Source organism: Mycobacterium sp. MUNTM1 (assembly GCF_054660795.1).
In genome coordinates this window covers 71,366-93,487 of sequence record NZ_BAAGDE010000012.1, presented here as the reverse complement: position 1 = coordinate 93,487, position 22,122 = coordinate 71,366, and the positions used below count along the sequence as shown (strand labels likewise).

Genomic DNA, 22,122 nt, shown 5'->3' with positions numbered 1-22,122 from the left:
ACCCGCGCGCAACGCCTCTCGGGCCTGTCGCGGGTTGCTCAGCAGCCGTCGCCCGGCGCCGATGCGCCGCGTAGTTCCCTTGTGCTCGTTCGTCAATGCCTTGCCCCCTCGTTTCCCGGCACCGCCCAGGTGTCGCCGCACTGTGATGCGGATCGCACACCATGGGCATGCGCATAGCGATTGGGCCCTCTACTCCGTCTCGCTGGCTACCGGCACAACGCTGTGCTCGGCGCGCGGACACAATCGAACTCTCCCCTCCCGATCGAATAATGCCGTACCGCCGTGGGCGATTCGTCGCAGCGGGCTATGAAAGGGCTATGAGTGGCCGGATCGAAACAAAGCGAAGTCACAGCTGAGTCAAATAGAGCGCACTGCCATCCCGGGCCGATACTTGTGTGGTGACTCGACCCGCCCCGCCCATCCTGACAATTCGGCACGACGGGTCCCAACGATCCTTCGCGGCCGGCCACGAGGTGGTCGTCGGGCGCGACGTGCAGGCCGATGTGCGCATCGCCGATCCGCGGATCTCGCGCGCGCATCTGCTGCTGCGGTTCGACCAAGGCCGTTGGCTGGCAATCGATAACGGCTCGCTCAACGGGACCTACCTGAACGGCTACCGGATGCCGGTGGTCGATATCCACGACGGCCAGAGCATTCACATCGGAAACCCGCAGGGCCCGCGGCTGACCTTCGCGATCGGGCCGCAGCAGGGTCATGCCGGGTATCCGCCGCGGACCCGGCCGAGCCACGATTCCGGGCCGCCGACCCTGCCGTGGTCCGCGGTTGCTGAGCAAACCAACCCCACACACCCGCCGCGGCCCCCGCAGGCCCGGCCGGGCGGCCCGGCCAGGAGCCCGGCGCGCGGCGGTCCGCAGGGGGCGCCGTCGCGCCCCGTGCCGCCGCGGCAGCCGGCCAGGCCGCCGAACGCACCGCCGCGGCAGCCGGCGACACCGCCCCGTCAGCCGCCGCCGCCGCGCGTGCCGCCGCCACCGGCATCGCGTGGCACACCGCCCGAGCACCCCACCGTCATCGACCCCGGGTCCCCGGCAAGGTTGCAGGTCACGCCGCCCGTGGCGCGCGAAACCGCGGCGCCGCCGCCGCCATCCCCCACGCCCGCAGCCGAATTCACCGTCATCGACACCAAGACGGCCGACGTGTCGAACCTCGCGACGCGTTTTGTGAAATTGCTCTCGCCACGCGCGTCATCGGCCGCCGGCACGGCCGGCGCCATGACGATCGGCCGGGCCGCCGAGAACGACATCGTCGTCTCCGACGTCCTGGCGTCGCGTCAGCACGCCACCCTGGTGCCCACCCAGCTGGGCACCGAGATCCGGGACAACAGCGTCAACGGAACGTTCGTGAACGGCACCCGGATCGGGTCGGCCATCCTGTCCGAGGACGACGTCGTCACCATCGGCAACGTCGATCTGGTGTTCCGCGACGGCACCCTGACCGAGCACGCCGGCGCCGACACCCGCACCGGCGGCCTGGAAGTGCGCGACGTCAAATACGTCGTCGACAACGGCAAACAACTGCTGGACGACATCTCGCTGACCGCGCGCCCCGGCACGCTGACCGCCGTCATCGGCGGTTCGGGCGCCGGCAAGAGCACCCTGGCCCGGCTGATCGCCGGCTACACCACCCCGACGTCGGGTTCAGTGACGTTCGAGGGACACAACATTCACGCCGAGTACGCGTCGCTGCGCAGCAGGATCGGCATCGTCCCGCAGGACGACGTGGTGCACCGCCAGCTGACCATCAACCAGGCCTTGGGGTACGCGGCCGAGCTGCGCCTGCCGCCCGACACCAGCAAAGCCGACCGCGCCAAGGTCGTCGCCCAGGTGCTCGAGGAGCTCGACCTGACCAAGCACGCCGATACCCGCGTGGAGAAGCTGTCCGGCGGGCAACGCAAGCGCGCCTCGGTGGCCCTCGAGTTGCTGACCGGGCCGTCGTTGCTGATCCTCGACGAGCCCACCTCGGGCCTGGATCCCGCGCTGGACCTGCAGGTGATGACGATGCTGCGCCAACTGGCCGACGCCGGCCGCGTCGTGCTGGTGGTGACGCACTCGCTGTCCTACCTGGACGTCTGCGACCAGGTGCTGCTGATGGCGCCCGGCGGCAAGACGGCCTACTGCGGCGCGCCCGACCAGATCGGCGGGGCGATGGGCACCACCAACTGGGCGAAGATCTTCACCCAGGTCGGCGCTGACCCGGACGAGGCCAACCGCCGCTTCCTGGAACAGAACGAGGCGCAGAAGCGGCCGCAGAAGTACCTGCCGGACAAGACCGACGAGCCGAGCGGCCTGGGCGAACCGGTGCACACCAGCGTGCGGCGCCAGATTTCGACGATCGCACGTCGCCAGGTCCGCCTGGTGATCGCCGACCGCGCCTACTTCGTCTTTCTGGCGCTGCTGCCGTTCATCCTCGGCTCGCTGTCGCTGACCGTCCCGGGCAGCAACGGATTTCATGTTCCGGCACCCAACGCGGGGACGCCCGACGAGGCCGCGCAGATACTGGCCCTGCTGATGCCGGCCGCGGCATTCATGGGTACCGCCTTGACGATTCGCGACCTGGTCGGCGAGCGCGCCATCTTCCAGCGGGAGCAGGCGGTCGGGTTGTCGACCACCGCCTACCTGCTCGCCAAGAGCGCGGTGTTCTGCGGGTTCGCGATACTGCAGTCGGCGATCGTGACGGCGATCGTGGTGATCGGCAAGGGCGCCCCGACGCGCGGCGCGGTGCTGTTCGGGCACTCGACCGTCGGGGCCACCGTCGAACTGTTCGCCACCGTGGCGGCGACGTGCGTCGCGTCGGCCATTCTGGGCCTGGCGATTTCGTCGCTGGTTCGGTCCAGCGAGCAGATCATGCCGCTGTTCGTGGTGACGGTGATGGCGCAGCTGGTGCTGTGCGGCGGGATGGTCCCGGTGACGGGCCGGCTCGGTTTGAACCAGCTGTCGTGGGCGATGCCGGCGCGCTGGGGTTACGCGGCGGCGGCGTCGACGGTCGACCTGCGCCACCTGGTGCCCGATTCGCTGCTGTCCCAGGACCGGTTCTGGCAGCACACGCCGAAGATCTGGTTGCTGGACATGGGCATGCTGGCCGCGTTGTCGCTCTTCTACGCCGGGTTCGTGCGGTGGAAGATCCGGTTGCGTCGCTAACGGGTCGCCTCGCGGCGGTAGGGTGACATCATTCACGCGCCGAAGCACGAGACGTTCGACCTCGTGGCCCGTACGAACACCGATCCCAAGGGCATCGTGCGGGCCGTCGACGAGTACGCGGTGCATCCGTGGGGCCTCTACGTCGCCCGCCCCACTCCCGGCCGCGCCCAGTTCCATTACCTCGAGTCCTGGCTGCTGCCGTCGTTGGGCTTGCGGGCCACCGTGTTTCACTTCAATCCCGGGCACGAACGCGACCACGACTACTACCTGGATGTGGGCGAATACTCACCCGGTCCCGCCGTGTGGCATTCCGAGGACCACTACCTGGACATCGAGGTCCGCACCGGCGCCAGGGCCGAGCTCACCGACGTCGACGAGTTGCTGGACGCCGTCCGCCACGGATTGCTGACTCCCGAGGCAGCCGAGCGGGCGGTGCGACGCGCCGTGTGCGCCGTCGATGGGTTGGCCTGCAACGGCTATGACCTGTCGCGCTGGCTGGCGCACCACGGCGTGGCGCTGACGTGGCGCGGGCCGTAGCCGTTTTCCCGGTGCGGCGCCGGGTATGCACGAGAGATGTCTTTTGTCACCCAGCACGTCATGACGGCGAAACCTCGTGCCTGAACTGCCGGACGTCGATGGATTCCGGCGCGAGCTGGCGAAATGGTTGCCCCGCCGCCGGATTGAACACGTAGCTGTCCTCGACCCGGGAATTCTGCGCAACACCTCCTCCACCGCCCTCGCCCGGCGCCTGGCCGGGCACCGCTTCGAAGCCCCACGCCGGCACGGCAAATGGCTGATACTGCCGACCGACGGTCCGGCGCTGCTGATCCACAGCGGCATGACCGGACACCCGTACTACGCGAACGACGGCACCGAGCCGGAAAAGTATGAGCGCCTGGTGGTGTCGCTCGACAAGGGTGAACTGCGCTACGCCGATCTGCGCAAGCTGCGCGGGGTCTGGCTGGCCGACGACGAGGACGACCTTGCGGACATGCTGGGTCCGCAGGGCCCCGACGCGCTGCGCTTGGGCCTGCGAGAGTTTCGCGACGTGATGGCCGGGCGACGCGGTCGTCTGAAGCCGACGCTCATGGACCAGTCGGTGATCGCGGGCCTCGGCAATCTGCTGGTCGACGAAATCTGCTGGCGGGCCAGGATTCGGCCCACCGTCCCCATCGCGGAGCTGGGCAACGAAGCCGTCAAGGAGTTGCATCGCGCGATGACGCAGGTGCTACACACGGCGGTGCGCCACGGCCGGGTGCCCGGCCTGCCGCGCTGGCTCACCGGGGCACGCGACGAGCCGGACCCGCACTGCCCGCGCTGCGGCACGGCCCTTCGCCACGGCCGAATCGGCGGCCGGATGTCGTTCTGGTGTCCCCATTGCCAGCCCTAGGCGCTGCACCGAACCGCCTGGTGGCCAGGGCGACGCTGGGCGTAATCTCAGCTGCTATGACCTCTCGATCCCGCCGGTGGATGCCGATCGCCGCGCTGACGGTCATCGCCGCCAGCATCCAGCTGAGCCCGGCAACCGCGAGAGCGGACCTGCACAACATCACCTATCGGGCGAGGATCGACGCTCTGACGACCGGTAGCCAGGCGACGTTCGTAACCAACGGCGGCCAGGCCAGCACGACCGGCCTTCCTTCCATGCCCGGCAACGTATTCGAGGCCAACACCGTGCTCCCCGACCCGGCGCAGGCCGGCCTGCGGATCGTGCTGCGCTTTCCCTACGCGGCCAACGTGCACTGCGAGATCGACGCCGACGACAACGTTTTCACCCAAACCGACCAGATGGTGCGACCGGCGGCCGGTAACGGCGACCCCAACAACGGGGCGCTGCAGTGCGGCGCACCGCTGCCCTGATACGGGTCAGGGCTTCCAGCCCGTCGAATCGGCCCACTCCCAGGCCCGCCGGTACGCGTCGAGGAACCACGGCTCTTTGACCTCGACGTAGGCTGCGGTGTCTCCCCCGCCGGCCTTTTCGGCGGCGCGCTTGACGTCCAGGTAGTCGGCGCGGGCGTCGGGGTTGGCCGTCAGCCAGTCCACGAACAGCAGGGCGAACTGCTGGTTGGGCCAGCCGTCCACCCGGATGTGCACGTTGGTGGGTCGACCGGGATCGGCCGAGGCGTGAATTCGCTTGCGCCACAGCCTCGGATCGTCGCGGCGGTCGTAGCTCTCGACGGTGCTGCGGGCGTCGGGCTTGGCCACGTCCGTGGCGATGCGCTCGATCCGCGGGTATCCGGCGGACAGCAACGGCTCGACGAGTTCGTCTGCGACGGCGAGGGATTCGACGGTGATCTGAACGTCGATGACGTCCTTGGCCGGGAAGTCGGGCACCGCGGTCGAACCGATGTGATCGACGCGCAGCGCGCGGTGACCGCAGCTGGTCTTGAGGCGGTTGACGATTCGTTGCGCCTGGTCCGCCCAACTGGGGTCGGGCGGCACCAACCGCGCCGGAGCCCGGACGATCTGGTGTGCGCTCAGGTTGTGCGCGAACGGGACGATGCGGTTGTTCCACACGTCGTGGGCCCGCTGTACCAGATCCTCGGGGCTGCTTGAGTTATCCAGCCAGATGTCGGCGACCGCGCGGCGCTGCTCGTCGCTGGCCTGCGCGGCGATCCTCGCACGGGCATCGTCTTCAGGCATGCCGCGCTGCTCGACCAGCCGCCGCAACCGCTCCTGGACGTCGGCGTAGACGATGACGACGAGCGGGAACATCGGCGCCATCCCCGACTCCACCAGCAGCGGAATGTCCTCCACCACAACGGAATCCTCGGGCACCGAGGCGATGATCTCCGAACGGCGATTGCCCACCAGCGGGTGGACAATCCCGTTCAGCGTCTTGCGTGCCTCGTCGTCGCGAAAGGCCTTGGCGGCCAACGCCGGTCGATCCAGCGATCCGTCCGCGAGCAGGATGTCGCTGCCGAACGCCTCGACCAGCGCGGCCAGCCCGTCGGTTCCCGGCTGCACCACCTCACGCGCGATGACGTCCCCGTCGACGATGACGGCACCGCACTGCTCAAAGGTGGACGACAGCGCCGACTTGCCGGCGCCGATGCCACCGGTCAGCCCGATCCGCAGCATGGCGTGCTCAGCAGAGCGTCACGCGTTGCCGGCGAGTTTCTCCCGCAGAGCGGCCAATTGGGCGTCGCTGGCCAGCGATCCGCCCGCCTTCTCCGGAGGAGCGCCGTTGCCCGGCGACTGCTCGGCGTGCCCGGCAGCCTCGGCGGCGGCGAACTTCTCCATCTGCGCCGTGTGCATCTTGTGCCGGCGCTCGGCCTCGGCGTAGCGGGCTTCCCACTCGTTGCGCTGCTTCTCGAAGCCCTCGAGCCATTCGTTGGTCTCGGAGTCGAAGCCCTCGGGGAAGATGTAGTTGCCCTGCTCGTCGTAGCTGTCGGCCATGCCGTACTTCGCCGGGTCGAACTCGTCGGTGTAGTCCTCGTTGGCCTGCTTGAGCGACAACGAGATCCGGCGGCGCTCCAGATCGATGTCGATGACCTTGACCATCGCGTCGTCGCCGACCGCGACCACCTGGTCGGGCACCTCGACGTGGCGCTCGGCCAGCTCGGAGATGTGCACCAGACCTTCGATGCCCTCCTCGACACGCACGAACGCACCGAACGGAACCAGCTTGGTGACCTTGCCGGGCACGATCTGGCCGATGGCGTGGGTGCGGGCGAAGTGGCGCCACGGGTCTTCCTGAGTCGCCTTCAGCGACAACGAAACCCGCTCGCGGTCCATGTCGACGTCGAGCACCTCGACGGTGACCTCGTCGCCGACCTGCACAACCTCGGACGGGTGGTCGATGTGCTTCCAGGACAGCTCGGACACGTGCACCAGGCCGTCCACACCGCCGAGGTCGACGAACGCGCCGAAGTTGACGATGGAGGAGACGACACCCTTGCGGATGGCGCCCTTCTGCAGCTGGTTGAGGAACTCGCTGCGCACCTCGGACTGGGTCTGCTCCAGCCAGGCGCGGCGGCTCAGCACCACGTTGTTGCGGTTCTTGTCCAGCTCGATGATTTTGGCCTCGATCTCCTTGCCGATGTACGGCTGCAGATCGCGGACCCGGCGCATCTCGACCAGCGAGGCGGGCAGGAAGCCGCGCAACCCGATGTCGAGGATCAAGCCACCCTTGACCACCTCGATGACGGTGCCCTTGACGGCCTCGTCCTTCTCCTTGAGCGCCTCGATGGTGCCCCAGGCGCGCTCGTACTGCGCGCGCTTCTTGGAGAGAATCAGGCGACCCTCTTTGTCCTCCTTGGTGAGGACCAGGGCTTCGACCTCATCACCGACGGAAACGACCTCGTTGGGGTCGACATCGTGCTTGATGGAGAGTTCGCGGGCGGGGATGACCCCTTCGGTCTTGTAGCCGATATCGAGGAGCACCTCGTCCCGGTCCACTTTGACGATCGTGCCCTCGACGATGTCGCCATCGTTGAAGTACTTGATCGTTTTGTCTATTGCGGCGAGAAAGTCCTCGCTCGAGCCAATGTCGTTGACGGCTACTTGCGGCGAGGTGACGGCGGGACTCGGCATATTGTTGGGTTGCTCCGGACAGGTTTGGTCGTAGGGATAATTCAGGATTTACCTGTCGAGGCTACTCGACTGTGCACACGCTGGCCAAACTCAACGCCACCGCATCTGGCCGAACGGCCGGACCGAACATGACGCCACGCCGAATCCCCGGCGAACTTTTCACCGTGACGACAGGCTCGACGACCGGTTGAGCAGCGAATATACGTCCGCGGGCGCCGCGCCGACGGGTTGCGGCACTAATGCGCCGCGGCGTCCCAGCTGCGGCCGTAACCCACCGAAACCTCCAGCGGCACGTCGAGCGGGTAGGCGCCGCCCATTTTGTCGCGCACCAGCGCCTCCAACTGTTCGCGCTCGCCGGGCGCGACCTCGAACAACAGCTCGTCGTGCACCTGCAGCAAGATCCGGGAGGACAGCCCGGCGTCCTTGATCGCCCTGTCCACCTCGAGCATCGCCACCTTGATGATGTCGGCCGCGCTGCCCTGAATGGGCGCGTTGAGCGCGGCCCGCTCGGCGGCCTCCCGCACCTGACGGTTGCTGCTGTCGAGTTCGGGCAGGTAGCGGCGGCGGCCGAAGACCGTCGACGTGAAGCCGTCCTTGCGGGCCTGCTCGACGACGTCCATCAGGTAGTCACGCACCCCGCCGAACCGGGCGAAGTACTGCTCCATCTGGTCTTTGGCTTCCTCGGTGGAGATCTTCAGCTGCGCGGACAGCCCGTAGGCGCTCAACCCGTAGGCCAGGCCGTAGGACATCGCCTTCACCCGGCGGCGCAGCTCGGCGGTGACCTCTTCGATCGGCACGCCGAACGCCCGCGAGGCGACGAACGAGTGCAGGTCCTCCCCGGTGTTGAACGCCTCGATGAGGCCCGCGTCCTTGGACAGGTGGGCCATGATCCGCATCTCGATCTGGCTGTAGTCGGCCGTCATCAGCTCGCTGTAGCCGTCGCCGACGACGAACGCGTCGCGGATCCGCCGGCCCGCCTCGGTGCGGATCGGAATGTTCTGCAGGTTCGGCTCGGTCGACGACAACCTGCCCGTGGCGGCGATGGTTTGGTTGAACGTGGTGTGGATGCGCCCGTCCGAGGCCACCGAGTTCAGCAACCCGTCGACGGTGACTTTGAGCCGGGTGGCGTCGCGGTGGGTCAGCAGATGCTGCAGGAAGGGATGGCCGGTCTTGTCGAAAAGCGATTGCAGGGCATCCGCGTCGGTGGTGTAGCCGGTCTTGGTGCGCTTGGTCTTCGGCATCTCCAGCTCGTCGAAGAGCACCGTCTGCAACTGTTTTGGCGAGCCCAGGTTGATCTGCTTGCCGATCACCTCGTACGCCGCCTCGGCGGCGTCCCGGATCTGCTGGGCGAAATCGCTTTGCAGCTCGTTGAGCAGATCCAAATCGACTGCGATACCGGCGTTTTCCATGCCCGCCAGCACCGCCTGCACCGGAAGCTCCAAGCCGCTCAGCAACGACGTGGAGTTGATGCGCGCCAATTCCTCGTCGAGCGCATCGGCCAGGTCGAGTACCGCCACGGCGCGCAGGATCAGCGTCTGCACCGCCTGGTCGTCGGTGCCCTCGTTGTCATCGAGCAGCGAAAGTTGTTGCTGTTCAGGGTTTTCTGCGCGCAGCTCGCGGCGCAGGTAGCGCAGCGAGAGGTCGTCGAGGGAGAAGCTGCGCTGCCCGGGCCGCACCAGGTAGGCCGCCAGCGCGGTGTCGGAGGTGACGCCGGCCAGCGTCCAGCCCCGTCCGGCCAGGTCGTGCATCGCCAGCTTGGCCTCGTGCAGCGCCTTGGGCGGGCCGGGGTCGGCGAGCCAAGACGCCAGCGCCGCTTCGTCTTCGGGATCCAGCGTCGCGGTGTCGATGTAGCGGCCCTCGCCGTCGGCGGAGACGATGGCAATCGCGGTGGCGTCGGCGTCGTAGGCCAGATGGGTGCCGACGACGGCCAGGCCGAACCGCTTCCCCGAGCTGTGCTCGGCGAGCCACACGGCGAGCTCGCCGGCTTCCAGCGCGCCGCCGCGCACGTCGAAGCCCTCGTCGACCTCGGGCTCCACCGCGGCCAGGGTTTCGAACAGCCGGTCCCGCAGCACCCGGAACTCCAGGTCGTCGAAGAGCCGGTGAATCTGGTCGCGATCCCACGGTTGCAGCCGCAACGTGTCCGGGGTCTGGGCCAGCGGCACGTCTTTTACGAGATCGGTCAGCTCACGGTTGCGGATGACGCTGGCCAGGTGTGCGCGCAGCGCGTCGCCGACCTTGCCGCGCACCGAATCGACGTTGTCGACGAGCGCCTGCAGCGACCCGTATTCGCCGATCCATTTGGAGGCGGTCTTCTCCCCCACGCCGGGAATGCCGGGCAGGTTGTCGCTGGGATCGCCGCGCAGGGCGGCGAAGTCGGGGTACTGCTGGGGCGTCAGCCCGTACTTCTCGACGACGGCATCCGGGGTGAAGCGGGTCAGCTCGCTGACCCCCTTGCGGGGATACAGCACCGTCACGTTGTCACTGACCAACTGCAACGAGTCGCGGTCGCCGGTGACCACCAGCACCCGGTAGCCCTCGTGTTCGGCCTGCGTGGCCAGGGTCGCGATCAGGTCGTCGGCCTCGAACCCCTCCTCGGCCAGCACCGTGATGCCCAGTGCCGCGAGGACTTCCTTGGTGATGTCGATCTGGCCGCGGAACTCGTCGGGCGTGGCCGACCGGTTGGCCTTGTATTCCGGGTAGCGCTCGGAGCGAAAGGTCTGCCGGGACACGTCGAACGCCGCGGCGATGTGGGTCGGGGCCTCGTCGCGCAGCAGGTTGATCAGCATGGCGGTGAAGCCGTAGACCGCGTTGGTGGTCAGCCCGCCGCGGGTTTTGAAGTTTTCGGCGGGCAGCGCGTAGAACGCCCGAAACGCCAGCGAGTTGCCGTCCAGCAGCATGAGCGTCGGCGCGGTTTCTTCCTCACTGGCCTTCGTGGTGGTTTTCGTGGCGGGCACGGCTCTCACTCTAAGCATCCGGTGTGACGGGCTGGGCGCCCCAACCGCGCCACCAGGAGAACTGCAACACGTTTCAGTTTTGGGTGGGGGCTGGGTAGTCTGGCCCAGTGCCAGAGGTCACCAGTCAAGAACCCGCGATCGACGGGTGGTTCGCCACCGATGACGCCGGAAATCCCCATCTGATCGGCAGCAAGTGCCCCGAGTGCGGCACCTACGTGTTCCCGCCGCGGGAGAACAACTGCCCCAACCCGGCGTGCGCCAGCGACGCCCTAGAGTCCGTCGCTTTGTCGACCCGGGGAACGCTGTGGAGCTACACCGAGAACCGGTACCCGCCACCCGCCCCCTATCCGGCGGCGGACCCGTTCGAGCCGTTCGCCATCGCCGCGGTGGAGCTGGCCGACGAGGGCATCATCGTGCTCGGCAAGGTGGTCGAGGGGACGCTGGCCGCCGACCTGAAGGTCGGCATCGAGATGGAGCTGGCCACCATGACCTTGTTCACCGACGCCGACGGCGTCGAACGCCTCGTGCACGCCTGGAAGGTGGCCTCATGAGCGCTCCGGAACCGCTTTTCATCCTCGGCGCCGGGATGCACCCGTGGGGCAAATGGGGCCGCGACTTCACCGAATACGGCGTGGTCGCCGCGCGCGCCGCGCTGGCCGAGGCGGGGCTGGACTGGCGGCAGATCCAGTTGGTCGCCGGGGCCGACACCATCCGCAACGGCTACCCGGGCTTCATCGCGGGGTCGACGTTCGCGCAGAAGCTCGGCTGGAACGGTGTGCCGGTCAGCTCCAGCTACGCGGCCTGCGCCAGCGGGTCGCAGGCGCTGCAGAGCGCCCGCGCCCACATCCTGGCCGGCTTCTGCGACGTCGCGCTGGTCATCGGCGCCGACACCACCCCGAAAGGCGCCTTCGCCCCGGTTGGCGGCGAGCGCAAGAACGATCCCGACTGGCAGCGCTTCCACCTCATCGGTGCGATGAACCCCGTGTACTTCGCGCTGCTGGCGCGGCGCCGGATGGACCTCTACGGTGCGACGTCCGAGGACTTCGCCGCGGTGAAGGTGAAGAACTCTGCGCACGGCCTGCAGAACCCGAATGCCCGCTACCGCAAGGAATCCTCGGTCGAGGACGTGCTGGCCAGCCCGGTCGTCTCCGACCCGCTGCGGCAGCTCGACATCTGCGCCACCTCCGACGGCGCCGCGGCGCTGATCGTGGCCAGCGCCGAGTTCGCCCGCAAGCACCTGGGCTCGCTCGAGGGCGTGCCGTCGGTGCGCGCGGTCAGCACGGTCACGCCGCGCTACCCGCAGCACCTGCCCGAATTGCCGGATATCGCAACCGATTCCACCGCCGTCGTGGCCGCACCGGAGCGGGTGTTCAAGGATCAGATCCTCGATGCGGCCTACGCCGAGGCGGGCATCGGGCCCGAGGACGTGAGCCTGGCCGAGGTCTACGACCTGTCCACCGCGCTGGAACTCGACTGGTACGAGCACCTTGGCCTGTGCGCCAAGGGCGAAGCGGAGGAGCTGCTGCGCAGCGGCGCCACCACCATCGGCGGCCGGGTCCCGGTCAACCCGTCGGGTGGGCTGGCGTGCTTCGGCGAGGCGATTCCCGCCCAGGCGATCGCTCAGGTCTGCGAGTTGACCTGGCAGCTGCGTGGCCAGGCCACCGGCCGGCAGGTGGAGAACGCCACTGTCGGGGTGACCGCCAACCAGGGCCTGTTCGGGCACGGCTCGTCGGTGATCGTCGCGCGCTAGGGGCCTAGGGCCCAGGGCCGCCGCCGATTGTGGGCTTGGCTGTGCAACCACGGCTTTCAGTGGGCAACCACGGCGGCTGCCGTCGGCGTGTATTCGCCCCCACCGCACACTCGACGCCCTCGGTGCGCAGTCAGGCGTCTTTGGACGGATCGAGGGTCTCCAGGACGACTTCGGCCACCCGCTTCATCGTGGTCCTGCGGTCCATGGCGGCCCGCTGAATCCACTTGAAGGCCTCGGGCTCGGTCATGCCCTGTTCGCTCTGCAGCAGCCCTTTCGCGCGCTCCACGAGCTTGCGGGTCTCCAGCCGGTCGGACAACGAGGCGACCTCGCGTTCGAGCTCGGCGATCTCGGCGAAGCGACTGACGGCCAATTCGATGGCCGGGATGAGGTCGCTGATGGTGAACGGCTTCACCAGATAGGCCATCGCCCCGGCGTCGCGCGCCCGCTCTACCAGATCGCGCTGGCTGAACGCGGTCAGCACCACGATCGGGGCGATGCGCTTGCTGGCTATCTCCGAGGCCGCGTCGATGCCGTCGCGGCGCGGCATCTTCACGTCCATGATCACCAGGTCCGGCTGATGGCGCTCGGCCAATTCGACGGCTTCCTGTCCGTCGCCGGCCTCCCCGACGATCTCGTACCCCTCCTCTCGGAGCATCTCGGCGAGATCCATTCGGATGAGCGCTTCGTCTTCAGCGATCAGGACCCGGCGCGGCACAGCGGCGTCGGTGTCGGTCGTGGGGCCTGTCATGACGCATATTGTGTCGTGAACGCCTCAGACCAGCGACCTCGGGGGCGGTGAGGCAGTTGAGCACTCCTGATCCTCTATGGTGGGAGGCTGCCTCTAAGGTAAGAGGCCGCGCCCTCGTATCCCAACTGGCAGAGGAAACGGATTCAAAACCCGTCCAGTGTGAGTTCGAATCTCACCGAGGGCACCACATGCACGTGGGGCTTGAGCCGGCTCGGCGGCGTCTTCATCCGCTTTCCGATACCGACGGTAGAAGCTTTTAGGCATTTCCACGAACATGCAGTCTGAAATCGCGGTCAGAACATCCTAATGGTATGAACTGACCGAATTTAGAAACTGCGCGCATCCACGGCTAATTCGTTGCGTTCCGGCAAATGGCCATCCGAATGCATGATCATTTGAATTCATCCGATTTGTCGCCGCCTTTCGCGGCGGAACTCTCCGCATTCGTGACGGGCGGCGCGACACACAGCAGCAACGCCGGCCCGTCACCGTGCTGGTAATCTGGCGCGGGACCAGATTCGGCGACGGCGCGGCGTCGCCTCACCGTCGCCGCCCCAATCGCCAAGTGCGCCAGTCTAATCCCCGAGCGAACGGCTGATGCACACCTGGCCAAGGGCCGAGAAGTCCGGCCCCGTACCGTAATTTCCGATGGACTCGCTGACCGCCCGGAGCAACCAACTCGGGTCACCGCAGGCGGTGCGGCAGCCATCCATATACACCGCACTAAGAGCGAAGATTAACCCAAGACCGAACATTTTGACACCGACCATCAGGCACCCCTTAGTTGAGGCAAACACGTCTCCCTGAGCCCTGCGAACACGTGTCTAATAACCCGAACCAATGACTCCCAAACCCGATTACAACCCGATAACAAGAACTGTTATCAGAATCAGAAACTTACGGGGGCGAAAACGGCGATTTTCTTGAGGACAGGCGACGAGTGTGCTGCTCGGCGGTTAGGCTTGCTTGCGTGGCGGCCAAGAAGTGTGGTGCCCCACCAAGACGCCTCAACGGCTCCTCGGAGCGCCCGGACTGCGTGGCCGCGGCGCGGGCCCAATCGCGCGACCGCAATCAGCACTACGCCGACAGCGCCGCACGCCAGTACCGGGTGCTCACGATCGCGGCCTGGCTGGCTGTGGCGGTCTGCACCACTTTTGTCGTGCTGCAGGTCGTCACCGGCGCCTGGATCTGGCAGATGCTGCTCCTCAATGTCGTCTCGGCGGTGATCTTCGCGTGTGTGCCGTGGCTGCACCGCTTCGGTAATCTGGTTGCGCCGCTGACCTTTATCGGCGCCGCCTACGTCACGGTCTTGGCCACCTGCTGGGATGCGGGCACCGCCTCGGGCGCCCAGTTCTTCTTGGTGGTGGGCGCCTGCCTGGTGGTCCTGGTGTTGGGGCTTGATCACATCGTGTTGGCCGCATTCCTGGCGGCGATCGCCGCGGGCCTGATCATCGCCCTGGAATTCCTGGTTCCCCGCGATACCGGCCTGGTGCCGACGTGGGCACAGTCGATGATGTTCGTCGTCACCATCGTCTCCGCCTGCGTGATGGTGTTCATCACCGTGTCGTACGCGCTGCGCGACACCCAGCGCGCCGAGGCGGTAATCGAATCCGAGTACGCACGGTCGGAGGCGCTGCTGGCCAACATGCTGCCGGGCAGCATCGCCGAGCGTCTCAAAAGTGCCGACCGGAACGTGATCGCCGACAAGTACGACGAGGCCTCCGTCCTGTTCGCCGACATCGTCAGCTTCACCGAACGCGCCAGCAGCACCAGCCCGGCCGACTTGGTGCGGTTCCTCGACCGGTTGTACGGCGCGTTCGACGAGTTGGTGGACAGACACGGCCTGGAGAAGATCAAAGTCAGCGGCGACTCCTACATGGTGGTCAGCGGGGTCCCGCGCGCGCGGCCGGACCACGCCTTCGCCCTGGCCGCTTTGGCGCTCGATATGGCCAATGTTGCTGCGGCACTGAAGGATCCGCACGGCAACGCGGTCCCATTGCGGATGGGCATGGCCTGCGGACCAGTGGTGGCCGGCGTCGTGGGTTCGCGCCGGTTCTTCTACGACGTGTGGGGCGACGCCGTCAACGTCGCGTCGCGAATGGAGTCCACCGATTCGGTGGGCCGAATTCAGGTGCCCGAGGCGATGTATGAACGCCTCAAACACGAGTTCGTTCTGCAGGAGCGCGGCCGGATCGAGATCAAGGGCAAGGGCGTTATGCGCACCTGGTATCTAATCGGCCGCAAGGCAGGCGAAGAACCCACCGACCTGCGTGCCGAAGACCCGCGCACGGTCCACGTCTGACGAAAGTCCCTGTACCACGGCCCACGTTTGTGCCAGACTGCGGCCATGACTATCTCCCCTGGCTCTCCTGGAACCCACCCCGTTCCGAGCTTGCTGCCGCATCTGTGGAAATCCGCTCTGCTGTCGGGAATTCTGTCGATTGTCCTCGGTGTCCTGGTGCTGGCCTGGCCGGGAATTTCCATCCTGGTCGCCGCCGTCGCCTTCGGCGTTTATCTGTTGATCACCGGTGTCGCTCAGGTTGTCTTCGCGTTCTCGCTGCACGTCTCGGCGGGCAGCCGCATCCTGCTGTTCATCAGTGGCGCAGCGTCGTTGATCCTCGCGCTGCTGGCGTTCCGTCACTTCGGTCAGGGATACGCAATCCTGCTGCTAGCCATCTGGATTGGCATCGGTTTCATCTTCCGCGGTGTCGCCACAACGATTTCGGCCGTCAGTGACCCGCACCTGCCGGGCCGGGGCTGGAACATCTTCGTCGGCGTGATCAGCCTGCTTGCCGGCATCGTCGTGCTGGCGTCGCCGTTCCAATCCATCGTCACCCTGGCGATCGTGGTCGGCGCGTGGTTCGTGGTCATCGGCGTGTTCGAGATCATTTCGTCGTTCGGAATTCGCAAGGCCTCCAAAACCCTCGCCGCCTGACGAGGGAGCCGGTAGCGGAGGCGCCGACTCATCTACTACACTCTGTCGTAGCCGTTGATCGGCCCTCCGCAGTCTCGGGAGATGACAGATGAATGTCGTCGATATTTCGCGGTGGCAGTTCGGTATCACTACCGTCTACCACTTCATCTTCGTGCCGCTCACCATCGGTTTGGCCCCGCTGATCGCCATCATGCAGACGGTGTGGGTGGCCACCGGTAACACCGCCTGGTACCGACTGACCAAGTTCTTCGGCAAGTTGTTCCTGATCAACTTCGCCATCGGCGTGGCGACCGGGATCGTCCAAGAGTTTCAGTTCGGGATGAACTGGTCGGAGTACTCGAAGTTCGTCGGCGATATCTTCGGTGCGCCGCTGGCGATGGAGGGGTTGTTCGCCTTCTTCTTCGAGTCCACGTTCATCGGATTGTGGATCTTCGGCTGGAGCCGGCTGCCGAAGCTGATACACCTGGCCTGCATCTGGATCGTCGCGTTCGGCGTCAACGCCTCGGCGTTCTTCATCATCGCGGCGAACTCGTTCATGCAGCACCCGGTCGGCGCGCACTACAACCCGTCGACGCGACGGGCCGAGCTGGACGACATCTTCGCCCTGCTGTCCAATAACACTGCGCAAGCGGCGTTTTCGCACACCGTGACCGGCGCGCTGCTGGTTGCGGGCACCTTCGTCGCCGCGGTCAGCGCGTGGTGGATGGTGCGCTCACGCAGGCAGACGGCCAGCACGCCCGAAGCACAAACCGAGGCCCGCGCCATGTTTCGCCCGGCGGCCGTCCTGGGCTGCGGGGTGGTGTTGCTGGCCACTGTCGGCCTGTTCTTCACCGGCGACAGGCAGGGCAAGCTGATGTTCGTGCAGCAGCCGATGAAGATGGCGTCGGCAGAAGCGTTGTGCCACACCCAGACCGACCCCGACTTCTCGGTGCTGACCATCGGAACGCACAACAACTGCGGCAGCGTCGCCGAGGTCATCAAGGTGCACTACGTGCTGCCGTTCCTGGCCGAGGGCAGATTCAGCGGAGTGACGTTGCGCGGTGTCGACGAGTTACAGCAGGAATACCAGCATCGCTACGGGCCCGACGACTACCGGCCCAACTTGTTCGTCACCTACTGGTCCTTCCGGGCGATGATCGGATTTTTGGCGATCCCGGTGTTGTTCGCCCTGACCGTGTTGTGGGTCACCCGCGGCAAACGAACACCACAGAGCCGCTGGATGTCCTGGTTCGCCCTGCTGACCATCCCCATGCCCTTCCTGGCCAACATCTCGGGGTGGGTGTTCACCGAGATGGGCCGCCAGCCGTGGGTCGTGGCGCCCAATCCCACTGGGGACCAACTGATTCGGATGACCGTGCGCGAAGGGGTGTCGCATCACGTGCCCGGCATGGTCGTCACCTCCCTGGTGACCTTCACCCTCGTCTACGCGGTGCTCGCCGTCCTCTGGTTCTTCCTGCTCAAGCGCTACACCGTCGAGGGGCCGCTGGAACACGACGCGGAACCCGCTCCCCCGCAAGCGCCCAGCGAGGACGAGGTGGCGCCTCTGTCCTTCGCGTACTGACGAGGACTTACCCGACGCCGAAAGGAGTTGCGACGGTGGGACTGCAGGAAGTGTGGTTCGGCATCATCGGGGTGCTGTTCCTGGGTTTCTTCATCCTCGAGGGCTTCGACTTCGGCGTGGGCATGTTGATGGAGCCGTTCGCCCGCGTCGGCATCGGCGAACCCGAACCGCTGCGCCGCACGGCGCTCAACACCATCGGACCGGTGTGGGACGGCAACGAGGTGTGGCTGATCGTCGGCGGCGCAGCGATGTTCGCCGCCTTCCCCGCCTGGTACGCCACCGTGTTCTCCACGCTGTACCTGCCGCTGCTGGCGATCCTGTTCGGCATGATCGTGCGCGCTGTGGCGATCGAGTGGCGCGGCAAGATCGACGACACCAAGTGGCGCGGCTGGGCCGACGTCGCCATCGCGGCCGGGTCCTGGCTGCCGGCCGTTTTGTGGGGCGTCGCCTTCGCCATCCTGGTCCGCGGACTCCCGGTCGAGGCCAACGGCCACATCCACCTGTCGATCACCGATGTGCTCAACGCCTACACGCTGCTGGGCGGCCTGGCCACCGCCGGCCTGTTCTTGTTCTACGGGGCGACCTTCGTCGCGTTGAAGACCTCCGGGGCCATCCGCGAGGACGCGTACCGGTTCGGCGTCTGGCTGTCGCTCCCGGTCACCGGATTGGTTGCCGCTTTTGGGCTTTGGACGCAGCTGGCTCACGGTAAGGACTGGACCTGGCTGGTGCTGGCCGTCGCGGTGCTGGCGCAACTGGCGGCGGTGCTGTTGGTGTGGCGCCGGGCGTCCGACGGCTGGGCGTTCACCTGCGTCGCGCTGGTGGTCGCGGCCGTGGTGATCCTGCTCTTCGGCTCGCTGTATCCGAACTTGGTGCCCTCGACGCTGAACACGCAGTGGAGCCTGACCATCTACAACGCCTCCTCCACCCACTACACCCTCAAGGTCATGACGTGGGTGACGGCGTTCATGGCGCCGCTCACGGTCGTCTACCAAGCCTGGTCGTATTGGATTTTCCGGCAACGGATCTCGGCCGACCGGATACCCGCGCCGATCGGACTGGCAAGGCGACCGTCCTGAGCGGTGCGGACCGTACCAGCCGGGCGCCGCTTGACCCGAGACTGTGGCGGGCCTCGGCGGCGGTGTGCCGCTACCTGGTCGCCGTGGTCGGCTGCGGCGTGCTGATCTCGGGCTGCGCGATCGGGTCGGCGATCGTCTTGGCGCGCATCGTCGCCCGCGTCGTCGGCGAGCCCGCCGCCCGGGGAATGCATGTCTGGCTGGGTCCGCTGTCAATCCTATTGGCGCTCTGGGCGGTTCGCGCGGTGGCGCATTGGCTTCAGGCGCGCCTGGGGCAACGGGGAGCCAGCGCCGTCATCGCCGATCTGTCCGGCCAGGTCCTCAGTGCGGTGACGGCCAGGCAGCCCAGCGAACTGGCGACGCAACGCGACACCGCCGCCGTCGTCGTCACCCGCGGGCTGGATGGCTTGCGCCCTTACTTCACCGGCTACCTGCCGACGCTGATGCTCGCCGCGATCCTGACCCCGGCCACCGTCGCCGTGGTGGCGGCCTACGACCTGAAATCGGCGGCCGTCGTGGCGATCACGCTGCCCCTGATACCGATCTTCATGGTGCTGATCGGGTTGGCGACCGCCGACCGGTCGGCCGCGGCGCTGGCCGCGATGACGACGCTGCAGGCCCGGCTGCTGGATCTGATCGCCGGCATCCCCACGCTGCGGGCGCTGGGCCGCAGCGCGGGCCCCGAGCACCGCATCGCCGAACTGGCTGCGGCCCATCGCCGCTCGGCCATGGCGACACTGCGGATCGCGTTCCTGTCGGCTCTGGTGCTCGAGCTGCTGGCCACCCTCGGGGTGGCGCTGATCGCCGTTGGAATCGGCCTGCGGCTGGTGTTCGGCGAGATGACCCTGACCACGGGGCTGACCGTCCTGTTGCTGGCGCCGGACGTCTACTGGCCCCTGCGCCGCATCGGCGTCGAATTCCATGCCGCCCAAGACGGCAGGGCCGCCGCCGGTGCCGCTTTCGCCCTCATCGGCGAGCCGGTCGCGGCGACGGCCGGAACCCGGACGGTCACCGCGCGCGGCGCGCGGATCCGCATCGACCGATTGAGCGTGGACGGCCGCGACGGGAGGGCGCCGTACGAGCTGAGCGCGGCCATCGAGCCCGGCTCGGTGACCGTCCTGACCGGGCGCAACGGCACCGGCAAGAGCACCACCCTGCAGGCGATCGCCGGCATCAGCGTGCCCTCGTCGGGCCGGATCGTGGTGGACGGCGTTGACGTCGCCGACCTGGAGCCGGCCGGCTGGTGGGCTCAGCTGTCCTGGCTTCCGCAACGGCCGGTGCTCGTGCCTGGCACCGTCGACGACAACCTGAGGCTGCTCGGAGAGCTTCATGACGCCGAAAAGGCCTGTGCGGATTCCGGATTCGACGCGGTGCTGGCGGAGCTGCCGAATGGGCGTGACACCATCCTCGGACGCGGCGGCGTGGGACTGTCGTTGGGGCAGCGGCAACGACTGGGGCTGGCCCGTGCGCTCGGGTCGACGGCCGCGGTGCTGTTGCTCGACGAGCCGACCGCACACCTGGACGCGGCGACCGAGGACCGCGTCTTGCGGGCCATCGCGGAGCGGGCGCGCGCCGGCGCGACCGTGATCGTCGTCGGCCACCGTGCGCCGGTGCTGGCCATCGGCGACTGGGTCATCGACGTCGTCGCCGACCGGGGGATGCGTTATGCGCCGGCCTGATCCGCTCATCGACGCTGTGACGCTGCTGCGCCCGCGGCTGCCCCGCGTCCTGGCGGCGATTGCGCTCGGAGTGCTCGCGCTGGGTAGTGCGCTGGCCCTGGCCGCTGTTTCGGCGTGGCTGATCACACGGGCCTGGCAGATGCCGCCCGTGCTGGACCTGTCGGTGGCGGCGGTCGCGGTTCGGATGTTCGCGATCTCGCGCGGCGTGCTGCACTACTGCGAGCGACTGGCCACCCACGACACGGCTTTGCGCGCGGCGGGCACCGCCCGGGCAGAGATTTATCGGCGGCTCGCGCGCGGACCCGCGGCGGCCGCCGTCCGGCTGCACAGCGGTGAACTCGTGGCGCGGGTGGGCGCTGACGTCGACGAACTGGCCAACGTCCTGGTGCGCGCCCTGGTGCCGATCGGCGTCGCAGTGGTGCTGGCCCTGGCGGCGACCGCCGTCGTCGCGGCCATCTCACCGGCCGCGGCCGTGGTGCTGGCCCTCTGCCTGCTGGTCGCCGGCTTGGCCGCGCCCCGGCTCGCCGGCCGGGCCGCCGCAGCCCAGGAAGACGTTGCGCGGCAGCATCATTCCGAACGCGACACGTCCGCGATGGTCGCCCTCGAACACGCCCCCGAACTTCGGGTCGCCGGCCTGCTTCCCGATGTCATCGCCGAATCGCAACGCCGGCAGCGCGCGTGGGGCGAAGCGCTGGACGCGGCCGCCAAACCGGCGGCCATCGCCGAGGCGATGCCGACCGCGGCGATCGGGGCGAGCGTGCTGGGCGCGGTGGTGTGCGGGATCGGGTTGGCACACGCGGTCGCGCCCACCACGCTGGCCGTGCTGATGTTGCTGCCGCTGTCCGCCTTCGAGGCGATGGCGGCGTTACCGGCCGCCGCGATCCAATTGACGCGCTCGCGGATCGCCGCGCGTCGCCTGCTCGAACTGACCCCGCCCGGGCCCGAGAACGCGACGGTGAGCGCGCCCACACCGGTCGGCCCCGGACGGTTGTCGGCCAACGTGCGTTCCGGTCATGACGGCGCGGCACGCTCTCCCCGGATAGCGGTCGATCTGCCGCCCGGTGCGCGGCTGGCCGTCACCGGCGCCAGCGGTTCCGGCAAGACCACGTTCTTGATGACGCTCGCCGGCCTGCTGCCGCCCCTGGACGGGCGGGTGACGCTGGACGGCACCGGCATCAACGAGTTCGGCGAGGACGAATTGCACAGCGCGATAGGGTTTTTCGCCGAGGACGCCCATATCTTCGCCACCACCGTCCGCGACAACCTGTTGGTCGCCCGCGGAGACTGCCCCGACGACGACTTGACGGCAGCACTGGAAGTGGTTGGCCTGGGCGCCTGGCTCGCCGGTCTGCCCGACGGCTTGTCCACGGTGCTCACCGGCGGGGCGCAAGCCCTTTCGGCCGGCCAGCGCCGAAGGCTGCTGCTGGCCCGGGCGGTGATCTCGCCCACGCGGATCGTGCTGCTGGACGAGCCGACCGAACACCTCGATGTCGGTGACGCCGAACAGGTTCTGCGCGACCTGTTGGCCCCGGATTCGCGGTTGATGTCCGCGCACCGGACGGTGGTGGTGGCGACTCACCACCTGCCCGAGGGCCTGGGCTGCCGGCAACTGCGCGTCGATGACGAGGTGGCGCTGGCGGACTCAGAGGTGTCGCCGGCGGGGCATGAATTCCAGCGACAGCAGCACGAACAGTAGCGGGACGATCTGCGTCATGGAGATCAGCGCGTAGC

The 22,122-nt window shown here is 67.6% G+C and carries 15 protein-coding genes, 1 tRNA gene and 1 pseudogene; 13 read left to right on the top strand and 4 right to left on the bottom strand.

Annotation, left to right across the window (positions count from 1 at the left end):
• Positions 1-395 precede the first annotated feature (395 nt).
• The 4 genes from ACYQ8K_RS09475 (at position 396) to ACYQ8K_RS09460 (ending at position 5,015) form a co-directional block, all read left to right on the top strand.
• Positions 396-3,155 carry an ATP-binding cassette domain-containing protein gene (locus ACYQ8K_RS09475; protein WP_459968308.1) on the top strand — a complete coding sequence of 920 codons (2,760 nt, stop codon included), beginning with the start codon at positions 396-398 and terminating at the stop codon, positions 3,153-3,155.
• Between the two features lie 96 nt (positions 3,156-3,251).
• Positions 3,252-3,692 carry a ribonuclease FAU-1 family protein gene (locus ACYQ8K_RS09470; protein WP_459968352.1) on the top strand — a complete coding sequence of 147 codons (441 nt, stop codon included), beginning with the start codon at positions 3,252-3,254 and terminating at the stop codon, positions 3,690-3,692.
• A gap of 76 nt (positions 3,693-3,768) precedes the next feature.
• Positions 3,769-4,545 (top strand): Fpg/Nei family DNA glycosylase, encoded by a 777-nt coding sequence (locus ACYQ8K_RS09465; RefSeq protein ID WP_459968306.1) that lies wholly within the window; start codon positions 3,769-3,771, stop codon positions 4,543-4,545.
• A gap of 56 nt (positions 4,546-4,601) precedes the next feature.
• A complete protein-coding gene (locus tag ACYQ8K_RS09460; protein WP_459968304.1) occupies positions 4,602-5,015 on the top strand; it encodes a hypothetical protein in 414 nt (137 codons plus the stop codon).
• A gap of 6 nt (positions 5,016-5,021) precedes the next feature.
• On the opposite strand, the gene coaE is transcribed toward ACYQ8K_RS09460, so the two are convergent.
• From coaE to polA, 3 genes are all read right to left on the bottom strand, one after another.
• A complete protein-coding gene (coaE, locus tag ACYQ8K_RS09455) occupies positions 5,022-6,236 on the bottom strand; it encodes a dephospho-CoA kinase (protein ID WP_459968302.1) in 1,215 nt (404 codons plus the stop codon).
• Between the two features lie 18 nt (positions 6,237-6,254).
• Complete coding sequence (gene rpsA / locus ACYQ8K_RS09450; protein ID WP_065056140.1) at positions 6,255-7,691, bottom strand: 30S ribosomal protein S1; 1,437 nt, start codon at positions 7,689-7,691, stop codon at positions 6,255-6,257.
• A gap of 236 nt (positions 7,692-7,927) precedes the next feature.
• On the bottom strand, positions 7,928-10,663 hold the full coding sequence (gene polA / locus ACYQ8K_RS09445) for a DNA polymerase I (protein WP_459968300.1): 2,736 nt from the start codon (positions 10,661-10,663) through the stop codon (positions 7,928-7,930).
• 89 nt (positions 10,664-10,752) lie between these two features.
• Here polA and ACYQ8K_RS09440 point away from each other — a divergent pair, with 89 nt between their 5' ends.
• Positions 10,753-11,196 (top strand): Zn-ribbon domain-containing OB-fold protein, encoded by a 444-nt coding sequence (locus tag ACYQ8K_RS09440; protein ID WP_064952727.1) that lies wholly within the window; start codon positions 10,753-10,755, stop codon positions 11,194-11,196.
• Positions 11,193-12,395 (top strand): lipid-transfer protein, encoded by a 1,203-nt coding sequence (locus ACYQ8K_RS09435; protein ID WP_459968298.1) that lies wholly within the window; start codon positions 11,193-11,195, stop codon positions 12,393-12,395. The genes ACYQ8K_RS09440 and ACYQ8K_RS09435 overlap by 4 nt, the downstream gene beginning before the upstream one ends.
• 130 nt (positions 12,396-12,525) lie before the next feature.
• Here the strand turns inward: ACYQ8K_RS09435 and ACYQ8K_RS09430 are convergent, their stop codons facing one another.
• On the bottom strand, positions 12,526-13,143 hold the full coding sequence (locus ACYQ8K_RS09430; RefSeq protein WP_459968296.1) for an ANTAR domain-containing response regulator: 618 nt from the start codon (positions 13,141-13,143) through the stop codon (positions 12,526-12,528).
• A gap of 110 nt (positions 13,144-13,253) precedes the next feature.
• Here ACYQ8K_RS09430 and ACYQ8K_RS09425 point away from each other — a divergent pair.
• From ACYQ8K_RS09425 to cydC, 7 genes and pseudogenes are all read left to right on the top strand, one after another.
• Positions 13,254-13,330: transfer RNA gene (locus tag ACYQ8K_RS09425), tRNA-Leu, on the top strand.
• Between the two features lie 783 nt (positions 13,331-14,113).
• A complete protein-coding gene (locus ACYQ8K_RS09420) occupies positions 14,114-15,445 on the top strand; it encodes an adenylate/guanylate cyclase domain-containing protein (protein ID WP_459968294.1) in 1,332 nt (443 codons plus the stop codon).
• Positions 15,446-15,472: 27 nt separating this feature from the next.
• The gene (locus tag ACYQ8K_RS09415) at positions 15,473-16,078 is read left to right on the top strand and encodes an HdeD family acid-resistance protein (protein WP_459968292.1); all 606 of its coding nucleotides are present in this window, start codon (positions 15,473-15,475) and stop codon (positions 16,076-16,078) included.
• Between the two features lie 88 nt (positions 16,079-16,166).
• The gene (locus tag ACYQ8K_RS09410) at positions 16,167-17,639 is read left to right on the top strand and encodes a cytochrome ubiquinol oxidase subunit I (RefSeq protein ID WP_459968290.1); all 1,473 of its coding nucleotides are present in this window, start codon (positions 16,167-16,169) and stop codon (positions 17,637-17,639) included.
• 35 nt (positions 17,640-17,674) lie between these two features.
• Complete coding sequence (gene cydB / locus ACYQ8K_RS09405) at positions 17,675-18,715, top strand: cytochrome d ubiquinol oxidase subunit II (RefSeq protein WP_459968288.1); 1,041 nt, start codon at positions 17,675-17,677, stop codon at positions 18,713-18,715.
• 62 nt (positions 18,716-18,777) lie between these two features.
• The gene (gene cydD, locus ACYQ8K_RS09400; protein WP_459968350.1) at positions 18,778-20,391 is read left to right on the top strand and encodes a thiol reductant ABC exporter subunit CydD; all 1,614 of its coding nucleotides are present in this window, start codon (positions 18,778-18,780) and stop codon (positions 20,389-20,391) included.
• Positions 20,378-22,121 (top strand): annotated as a pseudogene (gene cydC, locus ACYQ8K_RS09395) (thiol reductant ABC exporter subunit CydC). The gene cydD and the pseudogene cydC overlap by 14 nt, the downstream one beginning before the upstream one ends.
• The last annotated feature ends 1 nt before the right edge of the window (position 22,122 follow it).